Source organism: Microbacterium sp. Leaf161 (assembly GCF_001423645.1).
Taxonomy (GTDB): Bacteria; Actinomycetota; Actinomycetes; order Actinomycetales; family Microbacteriaceae; genus Microbacterium; species Microbacterium forte.
The window spans coordinates 499405-515593 of record NZ_LMOW01000002.1; the positions used below are offsets into that span (position 1 = coordinate 499405).

The 16189-nt window shown below is 68.2% G+C and carries 14 protein-coding genes and 1 pseudogene; 5 read left to right on the top strand and 10 right to left on the bottom strand.

Going from position 1 to position 16189, the window contains the following annotated elements:
• Positions 1 to 12 precede the first annotated feature (12 nt).
• Entirely contained in the window at positions 13 to 615 is a 603-nt protein-coding gene (pdxT, locus tag ASF87_RS15135) for a pyridoxal 5'-phosphate synthase glutaminase subunit PdxT (RefSeq protein WP_056376965.1), read from the bottom strand.
• Positions 605 to 1498 (bottom strand): pyridoxal 5'-phosphate synthase lyase subunit PdxS, encoded by an 894-nt coding sequence (pdxS, locus tag ASF87_RS15140; protein ID WP_056376967.1) that lies wholly within the window; start codon positions 1496 to 1498, stop codon positions 605 to 607. The genes pdxT and pdxS overlap by 11 nt, the downstream gene beginning before the upstream one ends.
• Positions 1499 to 1610: 112 nt before the next feature.
• Between pdxS and ASF87_RS15145 the strand changes: the two genes are divergently transcribed.
• Together ASF87_RS15145 and pdxY are read left to right on the top strand one after the other, a co-directional pair.
• Positions 1611 to 2918, top strand: coding sequence for an aminotransferase class I/II-fold pyridoxal phosphate-dependent enzyme (locus ASF87_RS15145; RefSeq protein ID WP_056376969.1), 1308 nt, complete (start codon positions 1611 to 1613; stop codon positions 2916 to 2918).
• A gap of 46 nt (positions 2919 to 2964) precedes the next feature.
• Complete coding sequence (gene pdxY, locus ASF87_RS15150; protein WP_056376971.1) at positions 2965 to 3816, top strand: pyridoxal kinase PdxY; 852 nt, start codon at positions 2965 to 2967, stop codon at positions 3814 to 3816.
• 6 nt (positions 3817 to 3822) lie between these two features.
• On the opposite strand, the gene ASF87_RS15155 is transcribed toward pdxY, so the two are convergent.
• The 5 genes from ASF87_RS15155 to ASF87_RS15175 form a co-directional block, all read right to left on the bottom strand.
• A complete protein-coding gene (locus ASF87_RS15155; RefSeq protein ID WP_056376973.1) occupies positions 3823 to 4371 on the bottom strand; it encodes an HIT family protein in 549 nt (182 codons plus the stop codon).
• A complete protein-coding gene (gene thrS, locus ASF87_RS15160; RefSeq protein ID WP_235558975.1) occupies positions 4368 to 6293 on the bottom strand; it encodes a threonine--tRNA ligase in 1926 nt (641 codons plus the stop codon). Before thrS ends, ASF87_RS15155 begins: the two co-directional genes overlap by 4 nt.
• 121 nt (positions 6294 to 6414) lie before the next feature.
• Complete coding sequence (locus tag ASF87_RS15165) at positions 6415 to 6774, bottom strand: YnfA family protein (protein WP_056376977.1); 360 nt, start codon at positions 6772 to 6774, stop codon at positions 6415 to 6417.
• 43 nt (positions 6775 to 6817) lie between these two features.
• The gene (locus ASF87_RS15170) at positions 6818 to 7507 is read right to left on the bottom strand and encodes a response regulator transcription factor (protein WP_056376979.1); all 690 of its coding nucleotides are present in this window, start codon (positions 7505 to 7507) and stop codon (positions 6818 to 6820) included.
• Positions 7504 to 8661: a sensor histidine kinase gene (locus tag ASF87_RS15175; protein ID WP_056376981.1), complete on the bottom strand. Its 1158-nt coding sequence runs from the start codon at positions 8659 to 8661 to the stop codon at positions 7504 to 7506. Before ASF87_RS15175 ends, ASF87_RS15170 begins: the two co-directional genes overlap by 4 nt.
• Positions 8662 to 8838: 177 nt before the next feature.
• Here ASF87_RS15175 and ASF87_RS15180 point away from each other — a divergent pair, with 177 nt between their 5' ends.
• The 3 genes from ASF87_RS15180 to ASF87_RS15190 all read left to right on the top strand — a co-directional run bounded on the left by ASF87_RS15180 (position 8839) and on the right by ASF87_RS15190 (position 11678).
• Entirely contained in the window at positions 8839 to 9789 is a 951-nt protein-coding gene (locus ASF87_RS15180) for an alpha/beta hydrolase (RefSeq protein ID WP_082508942.1), read from the top strand.
• Between the two features lie 63 nt (positions 9790 to 9852).
• Positions 9853 to 10272, top strand: a complete 420-nt coding sequence (locus ASF87_RS15185) for a DoxX family protein (protein ID WP_052492931.1) — start codon at positions 9853 to 9855, stop codon at positions 10270 to 10272.
• A 56-nt stretch (positions 10273 to 10328) separates the two neighbouring features.
• Positions 10329 to 11678: a cryptochrome/photolyase family protein gene (locus ASF87_RS15190; protein WP_056376985.1), complete on the top strand. Its 1350-nt coding sequence runs from the start codon at positions 10329 to 10331 to the stop codon at positions 11676 to 11678.
• Between the two features lie 15 nt (positions 11679 to 11693).
• Here ASF87_RS15190 and ASF87_RS15195 read toward each other — a convergent pair whose 3' ends face one another.
• From ASF87_RS15195 to ASF87_RS18155, 3 genes and pseudogenes are all read right to left on the bottom strand, one after another.
• Positions 11694 to 12173: a hypothetical protein gene (locus ASF87_RS15195; RefSeq protein ID WP_200933767.1), complete on the bottom strand. Its 480-nt coding sequence runs from the start codon at positions 12171 to 12173 to the stop codon at positions 11694 to 11696.
• Between the two features lie 24 nt (positions 12174 to 12197).
• Positions 12198 to 15179 (bottom strand): DUF7507 domain-containing protein (locus ASF87_RS15200; RefSeq protein ID WP_442922805.1); only part of this gene is annotated, 2982 nt, incomplete at its 5' end.
• Between the two features lies 1 nt (position 15180).
• Positions 15181 to 16181: pseudogene (locus ASF87_RS18155) on the bottom strand (DUF7507 domain-containing protein); the annotation flags it as partial.
• Between the last annotated feature and the right edge of the window lie 8 nt (positions 16182 to 16189).

The following is a 16189-nucleotide window of genomic DNA, read 5'->3' on the forward strand; positions in this document are numbered from 1 at the left end:
CATGGATCGATGTCATCGACCGCTGCGATCTCGGACCCGCTCGAGGAACATCTCGTGGAAGCGCGTCTCACCGTCGACCTCAGGATGGAAGCTGGTGCCGAGCAGCGACCCATGCCGCACAGCGACGATCGCGCCGTCGGGCAGCGTCGCGAGCACCTCTACGTCAGGACCGGCCCGCTCCACGATCGGAGCGCGGATGAACGTCGCGTGCACAGGGGGCTCGCCGAGCACCGGGACGTCGAGCGACATCTCGAAGGACTCCGTCTGACGCCCGAAGGCATTGCGGCGCACGGCGATGTCCATACCGCCGAACGACTGCTGCCCGTCGATGCCGTCGAGCACCTCGTCTGCGAGGAGGATCAGCCCCGCACACGTTCCATACGCGGGAAGCCCGGCGCCGATGGCGGCACGGATCGGCTCCTGCATCCCGAAGGTGCGCGAGAGCTTGTCGATCACGCTGGACTCGCCACCGGGGATCACGAGGCCGCTCACGGCGGCGAGCTCTTCGGGGCGCCGCACGAGGACGACGTCGGCACCGAGCCCGGCCAGCAGGGCGGCGTGCTCACGCACGTCGCCCTGCAGGGCCAGCACGCCGACTGCGGGTCTACCAGCCACGCTCGGCCAGGCGGTGCGGTGCGGGGAGGTCGGAGACGTTGATTCCGACCATCGCCTCTCCGAGGCCGCGCGAGACCTCCGCGATGACCTTCGCGTCATCGAAGAACGTGGTCGCCTTGACGATCGCCTTCGCGCGCTCGACGGGGTTGCCCGACTTGAAGATCCCGGAGCCGACGAACACGCCGTCCGCGCCCAGCTGCATCATCATGGCGGCATCCGCAGGCGTGGCCACGCCGCCGGCGACGAAGAGCACGACGGGGAGCTTGCCCGTCTCGGCGATCTCGGCGACGAGCTCGTACGGCGCCTGCAGCTCTTTGGCGGCGACGAACAGCTCGTCCTTGGGAAGCGCAGTGAGCGCGGCGATCTCGCCGCGGATCTTGCGGATGTGCTTCATCGCCTCGGAGACATCGCCGGTGCCGGCCTCGCCCTTGGAACGGATCATGGCCGCACCCTCGTTGATCCGGCGGAGTGCCTCACCGAGGTTCGTGGCACCGCAGACGAACGGCACGTCGAAGCCGTGCTTGTCGATGTGGTTCACGTAGTCGGCGGGCGACAGCACCTCGGACTCGTCGATGTAGTCGACGCCGAGCTCCTGCAGCACCTGCGCCTCGACGAAGTGACCGATGCGGGCCTTGGCCATCACGGGGATCGAGACCGAGGCGATGATGCTGTCGATCATGTCGGGGTCGCTCATCCGCGACACTCCGCCCTGGGCGCGGATGTCGGCGGGAACCCGTTCGAGGGCCATCACGGCGACGGCGCCGGCGTCCTCGGCGATCTTCGCCTGATCTGCGGTGACGACGTCCATGATCACCCCGCCCTTGAGCATCTCGGCGAGACCGCGCTTGACGCGCGAGGATCCGGTGGTGGTCTGTTCGGTCATGAGAGCTCCTGTCGGGGAAGCACGATGTGCATGGGTGTCGAACGATGTCTCGTTTGATCTAGGCCAAACAGTAGCACTGTCCGGAACGACCTAGAATCGGAGGTGAGGACACATGAGCGACCAGATCACGGGAACCACCGCAGCGGACATCGCCGACAGCGTGCGCGGGCTGCGCGACCGCGGGGTCCTGCGTGCAGGCAGCCCTCTTCCGCCTGTCCGCGAGCTGGCGGCGACTCTCGGCGTCAACCGCAACACCGCCGTCGCCGCCTACCGACAGCTCGCCCAGGCGGGGATCGTCATCTCGCGCGGTCGCGCCGGCACGGTCATCGCGGGTCTCGAGGCCGTCGCCCAGGAGGGATACGCGTCCGACACGGTGCTGCGCGACGTCGGCACCGGCAACCCCGATCCCCGGCTGATCCCCGATCCGTCGCAGGCGCTCGCCACGGTCGCCGGGCGACCCGTGCTCTACGGAGAACCCGTCATCGACCGCGGTCTCGACGAATGGGCGCGCGAGTGGATCGCCGGCGACATCGGCCACCTCGACTTCGGCATCACCGTGACCAGCGGGGCTGTCGATGCCGTGGAGCGCCTTCTCGCTCAAGCGCTGATGCGCGATGACGCCGTAGCGCTCGAGGACCCCTGCTTCCTCGCCAGCATCCACACGGTGCGCCTCGGGGGGTACCGTGCGATTCCCGTCCCCGTCGATGACCAGGGCATGACGGTCCAGGGGCTGCGCGAGGCGCTGGATGCCGGCGTCCGCGCAGTGATCTGCACTCCTCGTGCACAGAACCCGACCGGTGCGAGCCTCACTGCCGCCCGGGCCGCCGAGCTGCGCGCCGTGCTCGCTGACCACCCGTATGTGCTGATCATCGAAGACGACCATTTCTCGATGCTGTCCCATCGGCCGTACGAGTCCCTCATCGGACCCGAGCACCGCCGGTTCGCCCTCGTGCGCTCGGTCTCGAAATTCCTCGGACCCGACATGTGCCTCGCGATCGCCGCGACGGACGCGACGACGGCCGAGCGCCTCGCCATGCGGCTCAGCCCGGGCACCACATGGGTCAGCCACCTGCTGCAGCGTCTCACTCTGACCCAGCTCACCGATGACGCTGTCGTCTCACGGATCGCCGAGGCCCGAGAGCATTACGCCGCGAGGAACGCGGCCTTCGCGGATCGTCTGCGGGAACAGGGACTCGACTCCCCCGCCACCGACGGACTGAGCCTGTGGGTGCGGCTGCCGAAACCGGCCAGGGTCGTCGCCGAGCGACTGATGCGACGTGGCTGGCTGGCGCGCACGGGAGACGACTTCGCCCTCGACGAGCGGGCCGAGCCCTCACACCACCTGCGTCTCACCGTTCATGACCTGTCAGAAGACGACGCGGAGACGCTCGTCGCCGACCTCGTCGCAGCCGTGCGATGAACACCCGCCGCGGGACCCTTCCCGCCCTCACTGAAAGGATCGGAGAATGAAGATCCTCTCCATCCAGTCCGCCGTCGCGTACGGCCATGTCGGAAACTCCGCCGCAGTCTTCCCGCTGCAGCGCATCGGCGTCGAGGTGCTCCCGGTCTACACGGTGAACTTCTCGAACCACACCGGCTACGGCTCCTGGCGCGGGCCGCTGATCGATCCGAACGACGTGCGTGAGGTCATCACGGGAATCGAGGAACGCGGCGTCTTCGGCGAGATCGATGCGGTGCTCAGCGGGTATCAGGGCGGCGAGGGCATCGGAGACGTGATCATCGACGCCGTCGCGCGGGTCAAGGCCGCCAACCCCGACGCCGTGTACGCGTGCGACCCGGTCATGGGCAACGCGAAGTCCGGATGCTTCGTCGCACCGGCCATCCCGATCCTCCTGCGCGAGAAGGTCGTGCCGGCTGCTGACATCATCACGCCGAACCAGTTCGAGCTCGGCTTCCTCACTGACACCGAGCCCGACACGCTGGAGTCCACTCTGACGTCGGTCGACCTGGCTATGGCGATGGGACCGCGCACGGTGCTCGTCACGAGCGTCGAGCGCCCCGACCGCGAAGAGGGCACCATCGAGATGCTCGTCGCCGACCCGACCGGCGCCTGGATCGTGCAGACGCCACGCCTGCCGATGAAGGCCAACGGCTCGGGTGACGTGACCGCGGCCCTGTTCACGGCGCACTACGTCGCGACGGGCGACGCCAACACGGCGCTCGAGCGCACGGCATCCAGCGTGTTCGACCTGCTCGCGGCGACCCTCGAGTCCGGTGCGCGCGAACTGCAGCTCGTCGAGGCGCAGGAGTTCTACGCGAACCCGCGCATGCAGTTCACCGCGCGTCAGGTGCGCTGACCCGCGCTAGGCCTTCGGCCAGGCGTCTGCCACGGCCTCGCGTACCTCGCCGAGCAGCTGTGGCAGCGCCTTGGTCTTCGCGATGATCGGGAAGAAGTTGGCGTCCGACGTCCACCGCGGCACGATGTGCTGGTGCAGGTGTCCGTCGACGCCGGCGCCCGCGACGGCGCCCTGGTTCATCCCGAGGTTGAAGCCGTCGCAGCGTGACACCTCTCGGAGTACGCGCATGCCCATCTGGGTCAGCGCACCGATCTCGGCGACCTCTTCGGGCGTCGCCTGGTCGTAGGTCGCGATGTGGCGATACGGGCAGACCAGAAGGTGCCCCGAGTTGTAGGGGAACAGGTTGAGCAGCACGTAGGCCGTCTCGCCCCGTGCCACGATGAGCCGTTCGGCATCCGGGAACTTCGGAGCCTCGCAGAACGGGCACTCCTCGCGCAGCGGCTCCGGGCCCGCCTGGATGTACGCCATCCGGTGCGGGGTCCACAGCCGCTGGAACTCGTCGGGGACGCCGGCGAATTCGCCGGCGTCCTCCCACGGCTCGGAGGGCGTCGTCACGCCAGGTCCCCTGCTGTCTGCACGAGAGCGTGCGCGTCGATCGCGGCACGGATGCGAGAGACGGCGTCGGCGATCGGCACGCCGTTCTCCTGCGTGCCGTCGCGGTAGCGGAACGAGACGGTGCCGGCCTCGCGGTCCTTCTCCCCCGCGATCAGCAGCAGCGGAACCTTGCCGGTCGTGTGCGTGCGGATCTTCTTCTGCATCCGGTCGTCGGAGGTGTCGAGCTCAGCCCGCACTCCCTGCGTCCGGAGGGTGTCGACGACCTCGCCGAGGTAGTCGGCGAACTCGTCTGCGACGGGGATGCCGACGACCTGCACCGGCGACAGCCACACCGGGAAGTCACCGGCGTAGTGCTCGAGAAGGATCGCGAAGAACCGCTCGATCGACCCGAACAGCGCACGGTGGATCATGATCGGCCGCTTCTTCTGGCCGTCCTTGTCCATGTACTCGAGCTCGAAGCGCTCGGGCAGGTTGGGGTCGACCTGCACGGTCGACAGCTGCCAGGTGCGGCCGATCGCGTCGCGCGTCTTAAGGTCGATCTTGGGGCCGTAGAAGGCGGCCTCGCCCGGAACCTCGGTGAGCTTCAGACCGGATGCCACAGCGACGCGACGCAGAGCATCGGTCGACGACTCCCAGAACTCGTCCGAGCCGATCCACTTGGACTTCTCGTCGTCCTTCATCGACAGCTCGAGCTCGAAGTCGGTCAGGCCGAAGTCGCGGAGCATCGACAGGATGAACTCGAGGACCTTGGAGACCTCGCCCTCGAGCTGGTCCGGCGTCACGAAGAGGTGCGAATCGTCCTGGGTGAAGCCGCGCACGCGAGTGAGGCCGTGCAGTGCACCGGACAGCTCGTTGCGGTACACGGTGCCGTTCTCGGCGAAGCGCAGCGGCAGGTCGCGGTAGCTGCGCGCCCGCTCCTTGTAGATGAGGATGTGCATCGGGCAGTTCATGGGCTTCAGGTAGTAGTCCTGGCCCTGCTTGGTGATGTTCCCCTCGTCGTCGCGCTCCTCGTCCATGACGATCGGCGGGTACATGCCCTCCTTGTACGTGACGAGGTGGTTCGAGGTGAGGAAGAGGTCTTCCTTCGAGATGTGCGGGGTGTACACGTACGTGTAGCCGCCCTCGATGTGCCGCCTGCGCGCGTGCTGCTCCATCTCGCCGCGGACGATGCCACCGCGAGGGTGCCAGACCGAGAGGCCCGAGCCGATCTCCTCGGGGAACGAGAACAGGTCGAGCTCCTTGCCCAGTCGACGGTGGTCGCGCTTCGCGGCCTCCTCGAGACGGTGCTGGTACTCGCGCAGCTCGTCCTTCGACGGCCACGCCGTGCCGTAGATGCGCTGCAGCTGCGGGTTCTTCTCACTGCCGCGCCAGTAGGCGGCGGCGATGCGGGTGAGGTCCCAGCCGTTCCCGATCATGCGGGTGTTGGGCAGGTGCGGCCCCCGGCACAGGTCCTTCCAGACGACCTCGCCGTCGCGGGTCGTGTTGTCGTAGATCGTGAGTTCGCCCTCGCCGACTTCGACGGACGCGCCCTCTGCCGCCTCCTTGCCGCCCTTGAGACCGATGAGCTCCAGCTTGAAGGGCTCGTCGGCGAGCTCGACTCGCGCCTCGTCGTCGGTGACGACACGGCGCACGAAACGCTGGCCCTCACGCACGATGCGCTGCATCTCCTTCGTGATCGCCTTGATGTCCTCGGGCGTGAACGGCGTCTCGACGCCGAAGTCGTAGTAGAAGCCGTCGGTGATGGGCGGACCGATGCCGAGGTTCGCCTGCGGGTTGATCCGCTGCACCGCCTGCGCGAGAACATGCGCCGCCGAATGGCGGAGGATGTTGAGTCCGTCAGGGCTGTCGATCGTGACCGGCTCGACCTCGTCGGCATCCGTCACTGTCGCGGCGAGGTCCTTGAGGGTTCCGTTGACGCGCATCGCGACGACTGAACGGTCAGAGAACAGGGCGAAGCCGTCTTTCGGCTGAGCATTTTCAGGCACTGCACACTCCATCTGGGTCTGGATCTAGGCTACTCGCATGCCCGGGCGCGATTGACCGCTACAGCGTCGTCTCGGGCGAGGTGTCCGCCGCCGTCGGGGCGAGGATGATGATCGCCGCGCCGACCAGCGCGATCGCGGATCCGACCCAGTCCCAGAGCGTCGGCTTGAAGCCGTCGACGATGATCCCCCACGCCAGGGACCCGGCGATGAACACGCCGCCGTATGACGCCAGCACACGCCCGAAGTTCGCGTCGGGCTGGAGCGCCGCGATGAACCCGTATGCGCCGAGGGCCATGACCCCGAGAACCGCGAACACCCAGCCTCTGTTCTCCTTCACGGCCTGCCAGATCAGCCAGGCGCCCCCAATCTCGGCGACGGCGGCGAGCACGAACAGGATGCTGATGCGCAGGACGGTCATGATCCCAGTGTGGCGCAGGGCTTGTCACGCCTCACGATGCGGATCAGGCGCCGGCCACGACGAGCCCGGTCTCGTAGGCGAGGATGACGAGCTGCGCCCTGTCGCGTGCTCCCGCCTTCGACATGATCCGGTTCACGTGGGTCTTCGCGGTGTGCGGCGAGATCGTGAGCCCCGCGGCGATCTCGTCATTCGCGAGGCCTTCGGCGACGAGCACGAGCACCTCGCGCTCGCGCGGAGTCAGGAGAGCGAGGGCGGTGGTCCATCGTGCGGCGGGGTCTGATCCGCCGCGTCGGATGGAGCGCTCGATCAGTGCACGCGTGGCCATCGACGACAGCAGGGCTTCCCCGTCGTGGACGGTGCGCACAGCCCGGACGATCTCGTCGGGTTCCGCGCCTTTGCCGATGAAGCCGCTCGCCCCCGCGCGAAGTGCGGCGACGACGTTCTCGTCCTCTTCGAACGTCGTCAGGATCAGCACTCGCGGCTGAGCCGCCGAGTCGTTCTGGACGGCTGAGTCGTTCTGAGCGCAGATGAGCGCGGTGGCGGCGATTCCGTCGAGCTCCGGCATCCTGATGTCCATCAGCACGACGTCCGGTGCGGCCGTCTTCGCCAGACGCACGGCGTCGTGTCCGTTCGATGCCTCCCCCGCGACCACGAGGCCACCGTCGATGAGGATGTCCCGCACGGCATGTCGCACGAGAGGCTGGTCGTCGACCACGAGCACCGAGACGGTCATGGCGTATCGACGCCCTCGACCGGGATCCACGCCTCCAGCGAGAAGACACCTCGATCGCTGCCGAAGTGTGCCGCTCCACGCACCGCTGCGAGCCGCTCCTGGATGCCACGGAGTCCGTTGCCGGGGGCCGGCGACGCAGGTGCGACGTCTCTGGTCGGGTTGACGATCGTCAGGTGCAGGGCCGCGCTCTCGATGCGCAGCGCCACGGTGGCTGTGCCTCCGAGGCCGTGCTTGTGGGCGTTCGTGAGTGCCTCCTGCAGCACGAGATACGCCGCGTGGTCACTCGCGGGCGAGAGCACGAACCCGTCGTCCTGGCGCCGCAGATCGACTCGGAGCCCACCTCGTCGAAAACCGTCGATCAGGGTGTCCAGCTGGGCCAGCCCGCTCTGCGGCCGGCGGTCGTCGGGGTCGTCGAGAGCATCGGAGCGGAGCAGCGACATGAGGCCGCCGATGTCGCTGAGCACCGTGCGAGATGCACTGCGCACCGTGGTGAGAGCCTCCCTGGCGCGCTCCGGCCTGCTGTCGAGCGCCGACGAGGCGACACCGGCGTTCAGGCTGATCACCGCGATCTGGTGGGCTACGACATCGTGGAGGTCTCGGGCGATGCGCACCCGCTCCTCAGCGACGCGTCTGCGCGCCTCGTCATCGCGGTTCCGCTCGGCGCGCTCCGCGCGCTCGATCATCGCGGCGGCGAATTCCCGCCGAGATCTGGCCGCGTCTCCGAGTGCACCGCCGAGGACGACGAGCAGGACGAACTGCAGCGCGGTCGAGTCGAGAAGATCCCCCGCAAGGGCCCAGCCGTTCGAGAGGAAGACCACCACGGCCGAGACTGCGACCGCGATCAGTCCGATGCCGCGTCTGCGTCGATCCATGGCGGAGTAGCAGCCGATTGCTGCGGCGAGGAGCGCGCTCGGTGAGATGGTGCCTGCGGCGGCAGACGCGACGGCGCACAGCAGACTGATCGCCAGCACCACGAGCGGCCAACGACGACGGAAGGGCATGACCGCAGCGGCGACGACCGCCGGCACAAAGAGGAGTCCTCGCGCGCGGAAGGTGTCGTCGGGGAACGGCAGCAGCGCGAAGATCACGATCAGTGCGACGACGACGACATCGTTCAGTCGAATCCCGACACGGGGTTCACGGGTCGTCGGCATGCATCCAGTATTTCGTGTCTCCGCGACGCCCGGATCCTCCCGCCGGATGACATCCGCATACCGCGAACGCGGTATGCGGATGTCCGTCGAGGGCTGACGCGCGGGCGTCCCGCGTTCGTCAGGCTGGAGAGCAGGCGCGCGCTCCTCCCGATCTCCGCGTGCGCCGGGAAGGCCACCGTGCGCAGATCCATCAAGAGAACCCTCGTCGTCCTGACCGCGATCGGCGGCGTTCTCGCGGTCGGTCTCACGACCACGACGATCGTGAATGCGGTAGCCACAGCCACCGAGCGCGACCGTGTCGAACCCTACGGTCAGACGGTGGTGGTCGACGGCCGCGAGATGAACGTCCTCGTCGCAGGAGAAGGCGCGACCGACATCGTGCTTCTCCCTGGCTTCGGCACGGCCTCGCCTGTGCTCGACTTCGCGCCGCTGGTGTCCGATCTGGCGGAAGATCACCGGGTGATCGTCGTCGAACCGTTCGGCTATGGTCTGAGCGACGGCACCGACACCGAGCGGACGACCGAGAACATCGTCGGCGAGATCCACGAGGCACTCCGGGTGCTGCAGGTCGACGAGTACGTGCTCATGGGGCACTCGATCGCAGGGCTCTATGCGATCGAGTACGCCGAGCGATACCCGGATGAGGTGACGGCCTTCGTCGGCATCGACACGAGCGTGCCGGGGCAGCCGAACATGGACACGGAGTTCCCCGTCGGGCTGTTGGGCGCGGCGAAGAGTCTGGGCCTGGTCCGAGTCATCACGAGCCTGACGGGCGATGACCTGGGCGGCCTCGACTACGACGACGACGCGCGCGAGCAGATGGCGCTCCTCAGCAATCGGAACTCGCTCTCCCCCACCTATCTCGATGAGATGACGCACATCAGGACCAACTTCGCGGATGCCGCGGGCACCGGCTTTCCCGACCGACTCCCGCTCCTGCTGTTCGTGGTCGCCGACAACGCGGTCACTCCGAACTGGCTCGACCTGCACGAGCGCCAGGCCGCGGCCGTGGACGACGGAACCGTCATCCCCATCGACGGCGAGCACTATCTGCATCACACGCACGCACCCGAGATCGCCGACGGGTTTCGCGAATGGGAGGGCGCCCGAATGCTCGGTTCCGGATGACCGGGCGTGGCGGCGCTCCGGCGAACCGCATGCCCTCCGGAGCCGTCGGGGTAGCGTGAGCAGATGATCAGAGCACTGGCGCGTTGGATCCTCGCACTCGCACTCGGGGCGATCGGCATCGTCCATTTCGTGAGCACCCGTGGCTTCCGGGTCGTCGTGCCGGACTGGGCCACGAAGGCCACGCGCCTCGACAAGGACGCGATCGTGATCGCCTCGGGAGCCGCTGAGGTCGCTCTCGCCGTCGGGCTGCTCGCCCTCCCGAAGGAGAGACGCCGCATGGGCTTCGCGACTGCCGCGTTCTTCGTCGCCGTCTTCCCCGGGAACGTGCACCAGTGGCGAACCCGACGGTCGACGCCGGGTCTCGACACCGAGGCTCGTCGTTTCGGACGCCTCTTCCTCCAGCCGCTCCTGGTGCTGTGGGCTGTGTGGTCGACCGCCGAGCCCGCTCCCGCTCGCAGGCGACCGGCGCGCCGTAGCCGCTGAGGTCCCAGGCGCGCAACCCCGCCCACCGGTTCGGACGCTCGGGTGAGAATGGTGCCATGGCCTCTCCCTCACTCGTCTGGCTCCGCGACGACCTTCGGCTCGCCGACAATCCGGCACTGAGGGCGGCGATCGATCGCGGCGAACCCCTGGTCATGCTGTACGTCCTCGACGAGGAGTCCCCCGGCATACGACCGCTGGGCGGTGCTGCTCGCTGGTGGCTGCACCATTCCCTCGCGTCGCTGAACGAACGGGTGCAGGACCTCGGCGCATCGCTCATCCTCCGGCGTGGTCCGGCCGAGCGCGTCGTGCGCGAGACGGTCACCGACACCGGAGCCACAGCCGTGTTCTGGAACCGGCGCTACGGCGGTGCCGAACGTGACATCGACACGACCCTGAAGACGTCATTGCGCGACCACGGACTCGAGGTGACGTCCTTCCAGGCATCGCTGCTGCACGAGCCGTGGACGGTGAAGACCGGCAGCGGCACCCACTTCTCGGTGTTCACTCCGTTCTGGCGCGCCTGCCTCGCGCTTCCCACGCCCCGAGCGCCGCTCCCCGCACCGCGAAGCCTCGACGGAGTCGCCAGCGCGCCGGCCTCAGACGACCTCGACGACTGGAACCTGCTGCCCACCCGCCCTGACTGGGCCGGCGGACTGCGCGAGACCTGGGAGCCCGGCGAGCCCGCCGCGCGCGCCCGGCTGCGCTCCTTCCTGCACGAGGACATCGGTTCATATGACCGCGCCCGTGACGAGCCGTCGGCCGGTGCCACCTCTCTGCTCTCGCCTCGTCTCCGCTGGGGCGAGCTCAGCCCGTTCACCGTCTGGCAGGAGGCGGTCGACGCCAACGGCGCCGCAGGTTTTCTCTCGGAGCTCGGCTGGCGCGAGTTCGCCTGGCACACGACGTTCCACTCCCCCGATCTGGCGACCGTCAATCTGCGCCGTCAGTACGACGCGTTCCCGTGGCCGCCGCTCGATCCGGCGCAGCTCGAGGCGTGGCAGCATGGCGACACCGGCATCCCGCTGGTGGATGCGGGCATGCGGGAACTCTGGCACACCGGCTTCATGCACAATCGGGTGCGCATGGTCACGGCATCGTTCCTCGTGAAGAACCTGCTGATCGACTGGCGTCGCGGCGAGGAGTGGTTCTGGGACACGCTGGTCGATGCTGACGGCGCGAGCAACCCGTTCAACTGGCAATGGGTGGCAGGGTCCGGCGCTGACGCCGCACCGTACTTCCGTGTCTTCAACCCCGAACTGCAGGCGAAGAAGTTCGACCCGAACGGTCTCTACATCTCGCAATGGGCATCGGATGCTCCGTCGGAGCCGATCGTCGATCTCGCTGCGACACGCAAGGCTGCGCTCGCCGCCTACGACGTGGTCAAGCGGTCGTCACAGCCGACCGACTGACGTCGCCGCCCTCGCTCAGGCCGCGTAGCGCTCCACCCGCAGGACGCAGTCGAGCGACTCGTCCTGCACGGCGACCGTCGTCGACCAGTCAGCGCTCGCACCCGGATCGGTCGGGTCGACGTTCACCTGCGTGAGCGAGCGAGTGTCACCACCCTCGGTCAGCAGTGAGACGTAGATGCGATACGAGGCGGCTCCATCGCTCGAGTTGGTCACCGTGCCGGAGACCTCCCAGTGGTCGTCGACGAGCTCGCACTTCTTCACCTCGGCATCGGCGAGAGCTCCGGCCAGACCTTCGCCCGCCCCAGGGGTATCGACGATGTCGGTGATTCCCGCCTCTGCCTGCTCCGTCGCCGTCGGCGTCGGCTTCGGTTCGGGCGCCGGATCCGTGCAGCCGGCGAGTGCCAGACCGAGGACGACGGCGATACCGGCCGCAACGATCCTCGTGCTCGCGGTGTGGCGGCCTGAGGCGGGTGAGAAGAGAGTCGAGTGCAGCATCGGATGGCCTTTCAGTACTGAGTGCTAGGAGGAGAAGTTCTGGGAATCGGACGGACGACGACGCCGTCCGGCGACGAGCAGCACGAGCCCGGCGAGCAGCAGAAGCATCGATCCGCCGACGAGCGGCGCCACATCGCCGCCGCCGGTGGTCGGAAGGGGATAGCCGGGAGGCACGTCGCTCGGCGACGGGTCAGGCTCCGGTCGAGGCGATGTCGTGGGCTCGGGCGATGTCGTGGGCTCCGGTGATGTCGTGGGTTCCGGCGATGTCGTGGGTTCCGGCGATGTCGTGGGTTCCGGCGATGTCGTGGGTTCCGGTGACGTCGTGGGTTCCGGCGATGTCGTGGGTTCCGGCGATGTCGTGGGCTCCGGCGACGTCGTGGGCTCGCGATCGGGAAGAGGCACGGAGTCGTTCGCGGCATCCCTCACCGCGTCGCCCGTCTCTGCTTCGACACTCGTCACCACCGCACGGGACGATACCAGCGTGCCCTCCATCGCGGGCGTGATCACGACGGTGGCGGTGGCGGTGACGCTCTGTCCGGGGAGCAGCACTCCCGGCTCTCCGGGCCAGCGGTAGTCGATGGTCGACAAGCCCGGGAACAGGTCGGTGATCGACACTCCGGTCAGTGCCGTCGTGCCGGTGTTCTTCGCCGTGTACGCGAAGACGAGCGTGTCGCCGGCGTAACCCGGCCGGCCGTCTGCGACGGAGATGGCCATGTCGAGCTGGATGCTCGACACGTTCGGCACCTCGACGCGCACGGAGTCCTGGGCAGCGACGGCCTGCCCGCCCGGGGACGTTCCGACTGCCGAGGCGGAGTTGTCGATGTGGCCGCGATCGACATCGGCCTGACCGATGACGTACGAGGCGGTGACCGTCGCGGACTGCCCTGATGCAAGGACTCCCGGCGCTCCCGGCCACGTTACGGTCGGCGTTCCGAGGCCCTCGAGCGCATCTGACACCGCGACGTCCTCCAGCGTGACGTTGCCGGTGTTGGTCACCGTCATGACGTAGCGCACCCCGCCGCCCTGCTGAGCAGCACCGGTGAGCTCAGCGGCCTTGTCCAGAGACAGGGCGGGCGAGGGCTCGATGATGTTCTCGCCCGCGTCGAGGTCACGGACGACGATGCCCGATCCTGTGCCCGTGACGACGGCATCCGACGCGATCCGTCCCGCATCCACGTCGTCCTGGGAGAGCGCGTAGCGCGCGACGGCGGTGGCCACCTCACCCGGTGCCAGCACGCCGGGCGTACCGGGCCAGGTGATCTGCAGCCCCGCGAGTCCCGTCTGCCCATCCGCCAGCGTCACGCCGCGCAGCGTGACGTTTCCGGTGTTGCGGAATGTGAATGTGTAGTCGACGAGATCGCCGGGGTACCCGGTGGCACCGGCGGAGTAGACCTGGTTCTTCTCGAGATCGATCGATGCGGACGAGGCCGCAGTCGGGACGACCGACCTCGGCGAGGTCGCCGTCACCGGCGTACCGTCAGGCAGCTGTGCACCCGCGGTGGCGGTGTTGCGGACTGCTCCCGCGTCGACGTTCGCCTGACGGATGACGTAGGACGCCGTCGCGACGACGGACTGCCCCGGCGCAAGGGTGCCGGGCGACCCCGGCCATGCGTACGAGATCGCCGAGAGCCCTGCCAGGGGATCTATGAGCGTCACCGACGACGCCGTCAGGGATCCGGTGTTCGTGATCACGAAGGAGTAGTCGATCCGGTCACCGACCGCGCCGGCGCCCTGTCTCACGCCGCTCTTCGTGACCGAGAGCGAGCCGGAACCGGGGGTCAGCCGCACCACGGTGACGGAGGACTCATCGGAGACCTCGATCCCGGACGGCTGCTCGCCCACGCCCGTGGCGACGTTGCGGATCAAGCCCGCATCGACGTCGGACTGCGTGACGGAGTGCTCGGCCGTGATCACCACGCTCTGTCCCGGTCGCAGTCGTCCGGGATTCGCCGGGTCCGGCCAGGTGTAGACGAAGCCGGACAGTCCGCTCACGGTGTTGTCGAGCTGCACGTCCTCGAGAGTCGTGTTGCCCGTGTTCTGGATTCGGAAAGCGTACTCGACGGTGTCGCCCAGCACTCCGGCGTCTCCGACGGCGAGGGTCGCGGTCTGCGTGGTCTCGATCGCCTGATCCGGACTCGTGGGAGGGTCGGTGCGAATCACTGACGGGTCCGAGCTGTCGGAGACCACGGTGCCCCGGGGCGATGTGCCGAACGACGTCGCGATGTTGCGGATCGAGCCGGCGTCGACGTCGGCCTGCGTGACGGTGTACCGGGCCACGCCGGTCGCTGTGCCGCCCGGCGCCAGAATGCCTGTGGTCGACGGGAACTCGATCTGCGGCGCGCCGAGCCCCTGGAGGTCGTCCTGCAGGCGGATCAGACGCAGCGTGACGTTTCCGGTGTTCGTGATGTCGAACGTGTACTCGATGATGCTGCCGACACCCCCGCTGCCCTCGACGTACGAGCCGCCCTTGACGGTCTGGATCGCGGGAGCATGGGCTGCGGTCTCGAGCGGCTCGATCGTGGACTGGGCGGTGAGGACTTCCTCGCCCGGTGTGGTCGCCCGCACGGAGGCCGTGTTCTGCACGGAACCACGATCGACGTCCTCCTGGCTGATGGCGTACGCGGCAGAGCCTCGCGCGATCTGGCCGGGAGAGAGGACTCCCGGGGCTGCCGGCCAATCGATCGTGATCGGCCCGATGCCCACGAGCTCATCGGTGATCGCGATGTCCGACAGGGTCACCGTCCCGGTGTTCTCGATGCGGAAGTCGAACGTCACCCCGTCGCCGGTTCCGCGCGCACCGGGCGTATCCAGTCCGGCGGTCTTCGTGAACACGAGACCGGGGGCCGGAGCGAGAGACACCGTGGCCGGTGCCGTGGCCGTCGCAGGGGCGCCGTTCGGGGGGTTTGCGGTGCCCGTGACGAGGCTCGTGACGGCCCCTGCGTCGACATCGGCCTGCGTGAGGACGTACGTCGCCGTCGCCGTCACGGACTGCCCGGGAACGAGGACNGCGCCGTTCGGGGGGTTTGCGGTGCCCGTGACGAGGCTCGTGACGGCCCCTGCGTCGACATCGGCCTGCGTGAGGACGTACGTCGCCGTCGCCGTCACGGACTGCCCGGGAACGAGGACACCCGGCGCCCCCTGCCAGACATAGGCGGGTACAGAAGCGGCGGCCAGAGCATCGGCCAGCGCGACACCGGTGAGAGTGACGTTGCCCTCGTTGGCGAGGACGTACGTCCAGGTCACGACGTCACCGGCCCTGCCCGTCGCTCCCGGCGCGAGCGCACCCGAGTTCGCGACCGTGACCGCCGGGACCGCGGCATCCGTGTCCACGACGCTCTCCGGCGAGACCGCCGTGATCGACTCGCCCCGCGCCGGCGTCCCCGACGCGGAAGCCGTATTCACCACACGCCCCGCATCCACATCAGCCTGCACGATCTCATACTCACCGGTCGCCGTCGCCGTCTCCCCCGGAGCGATCACACCCGGAGCACCCGCATCCGGCCACACCACATCCGACACCACCACACCGGGCACCGCATCCGAGAGCACCACACCCGACACCGTCACATTGCCCGTATTCGTCACCCCGAACTCATACGACACCAGATCACCGACAGCACCACCATCGACCAACGCACCCGACTTCGACACCGACAACCCCGCCGCAGGCAACACCGTGTTCACCCGCACCGTGTTCGTGTCCGCAGACACCCGCACCCCACCCGGAGCCGACGCCGCCACCGACGCCGTATTCTCCACGAACCCACGATCCACATCAGCCTGCGTCAGCAGATAGAACCCACGACCCGTGACCGACTCCCCCACACCCACACGACCAGGCACCGCCGGATTCGGCCACGCGATCGACACCCCCTGCAGACCCACCATCGGATCCACCAACACGCCATCCGTGACCGTCACATTGCCCGTATTCGTCACCACCACCGCATAATCGACCCTGTCCCCCACCACACCGATATCACCCTCCGCCAACACCCCCGACTTCACCGCAGACA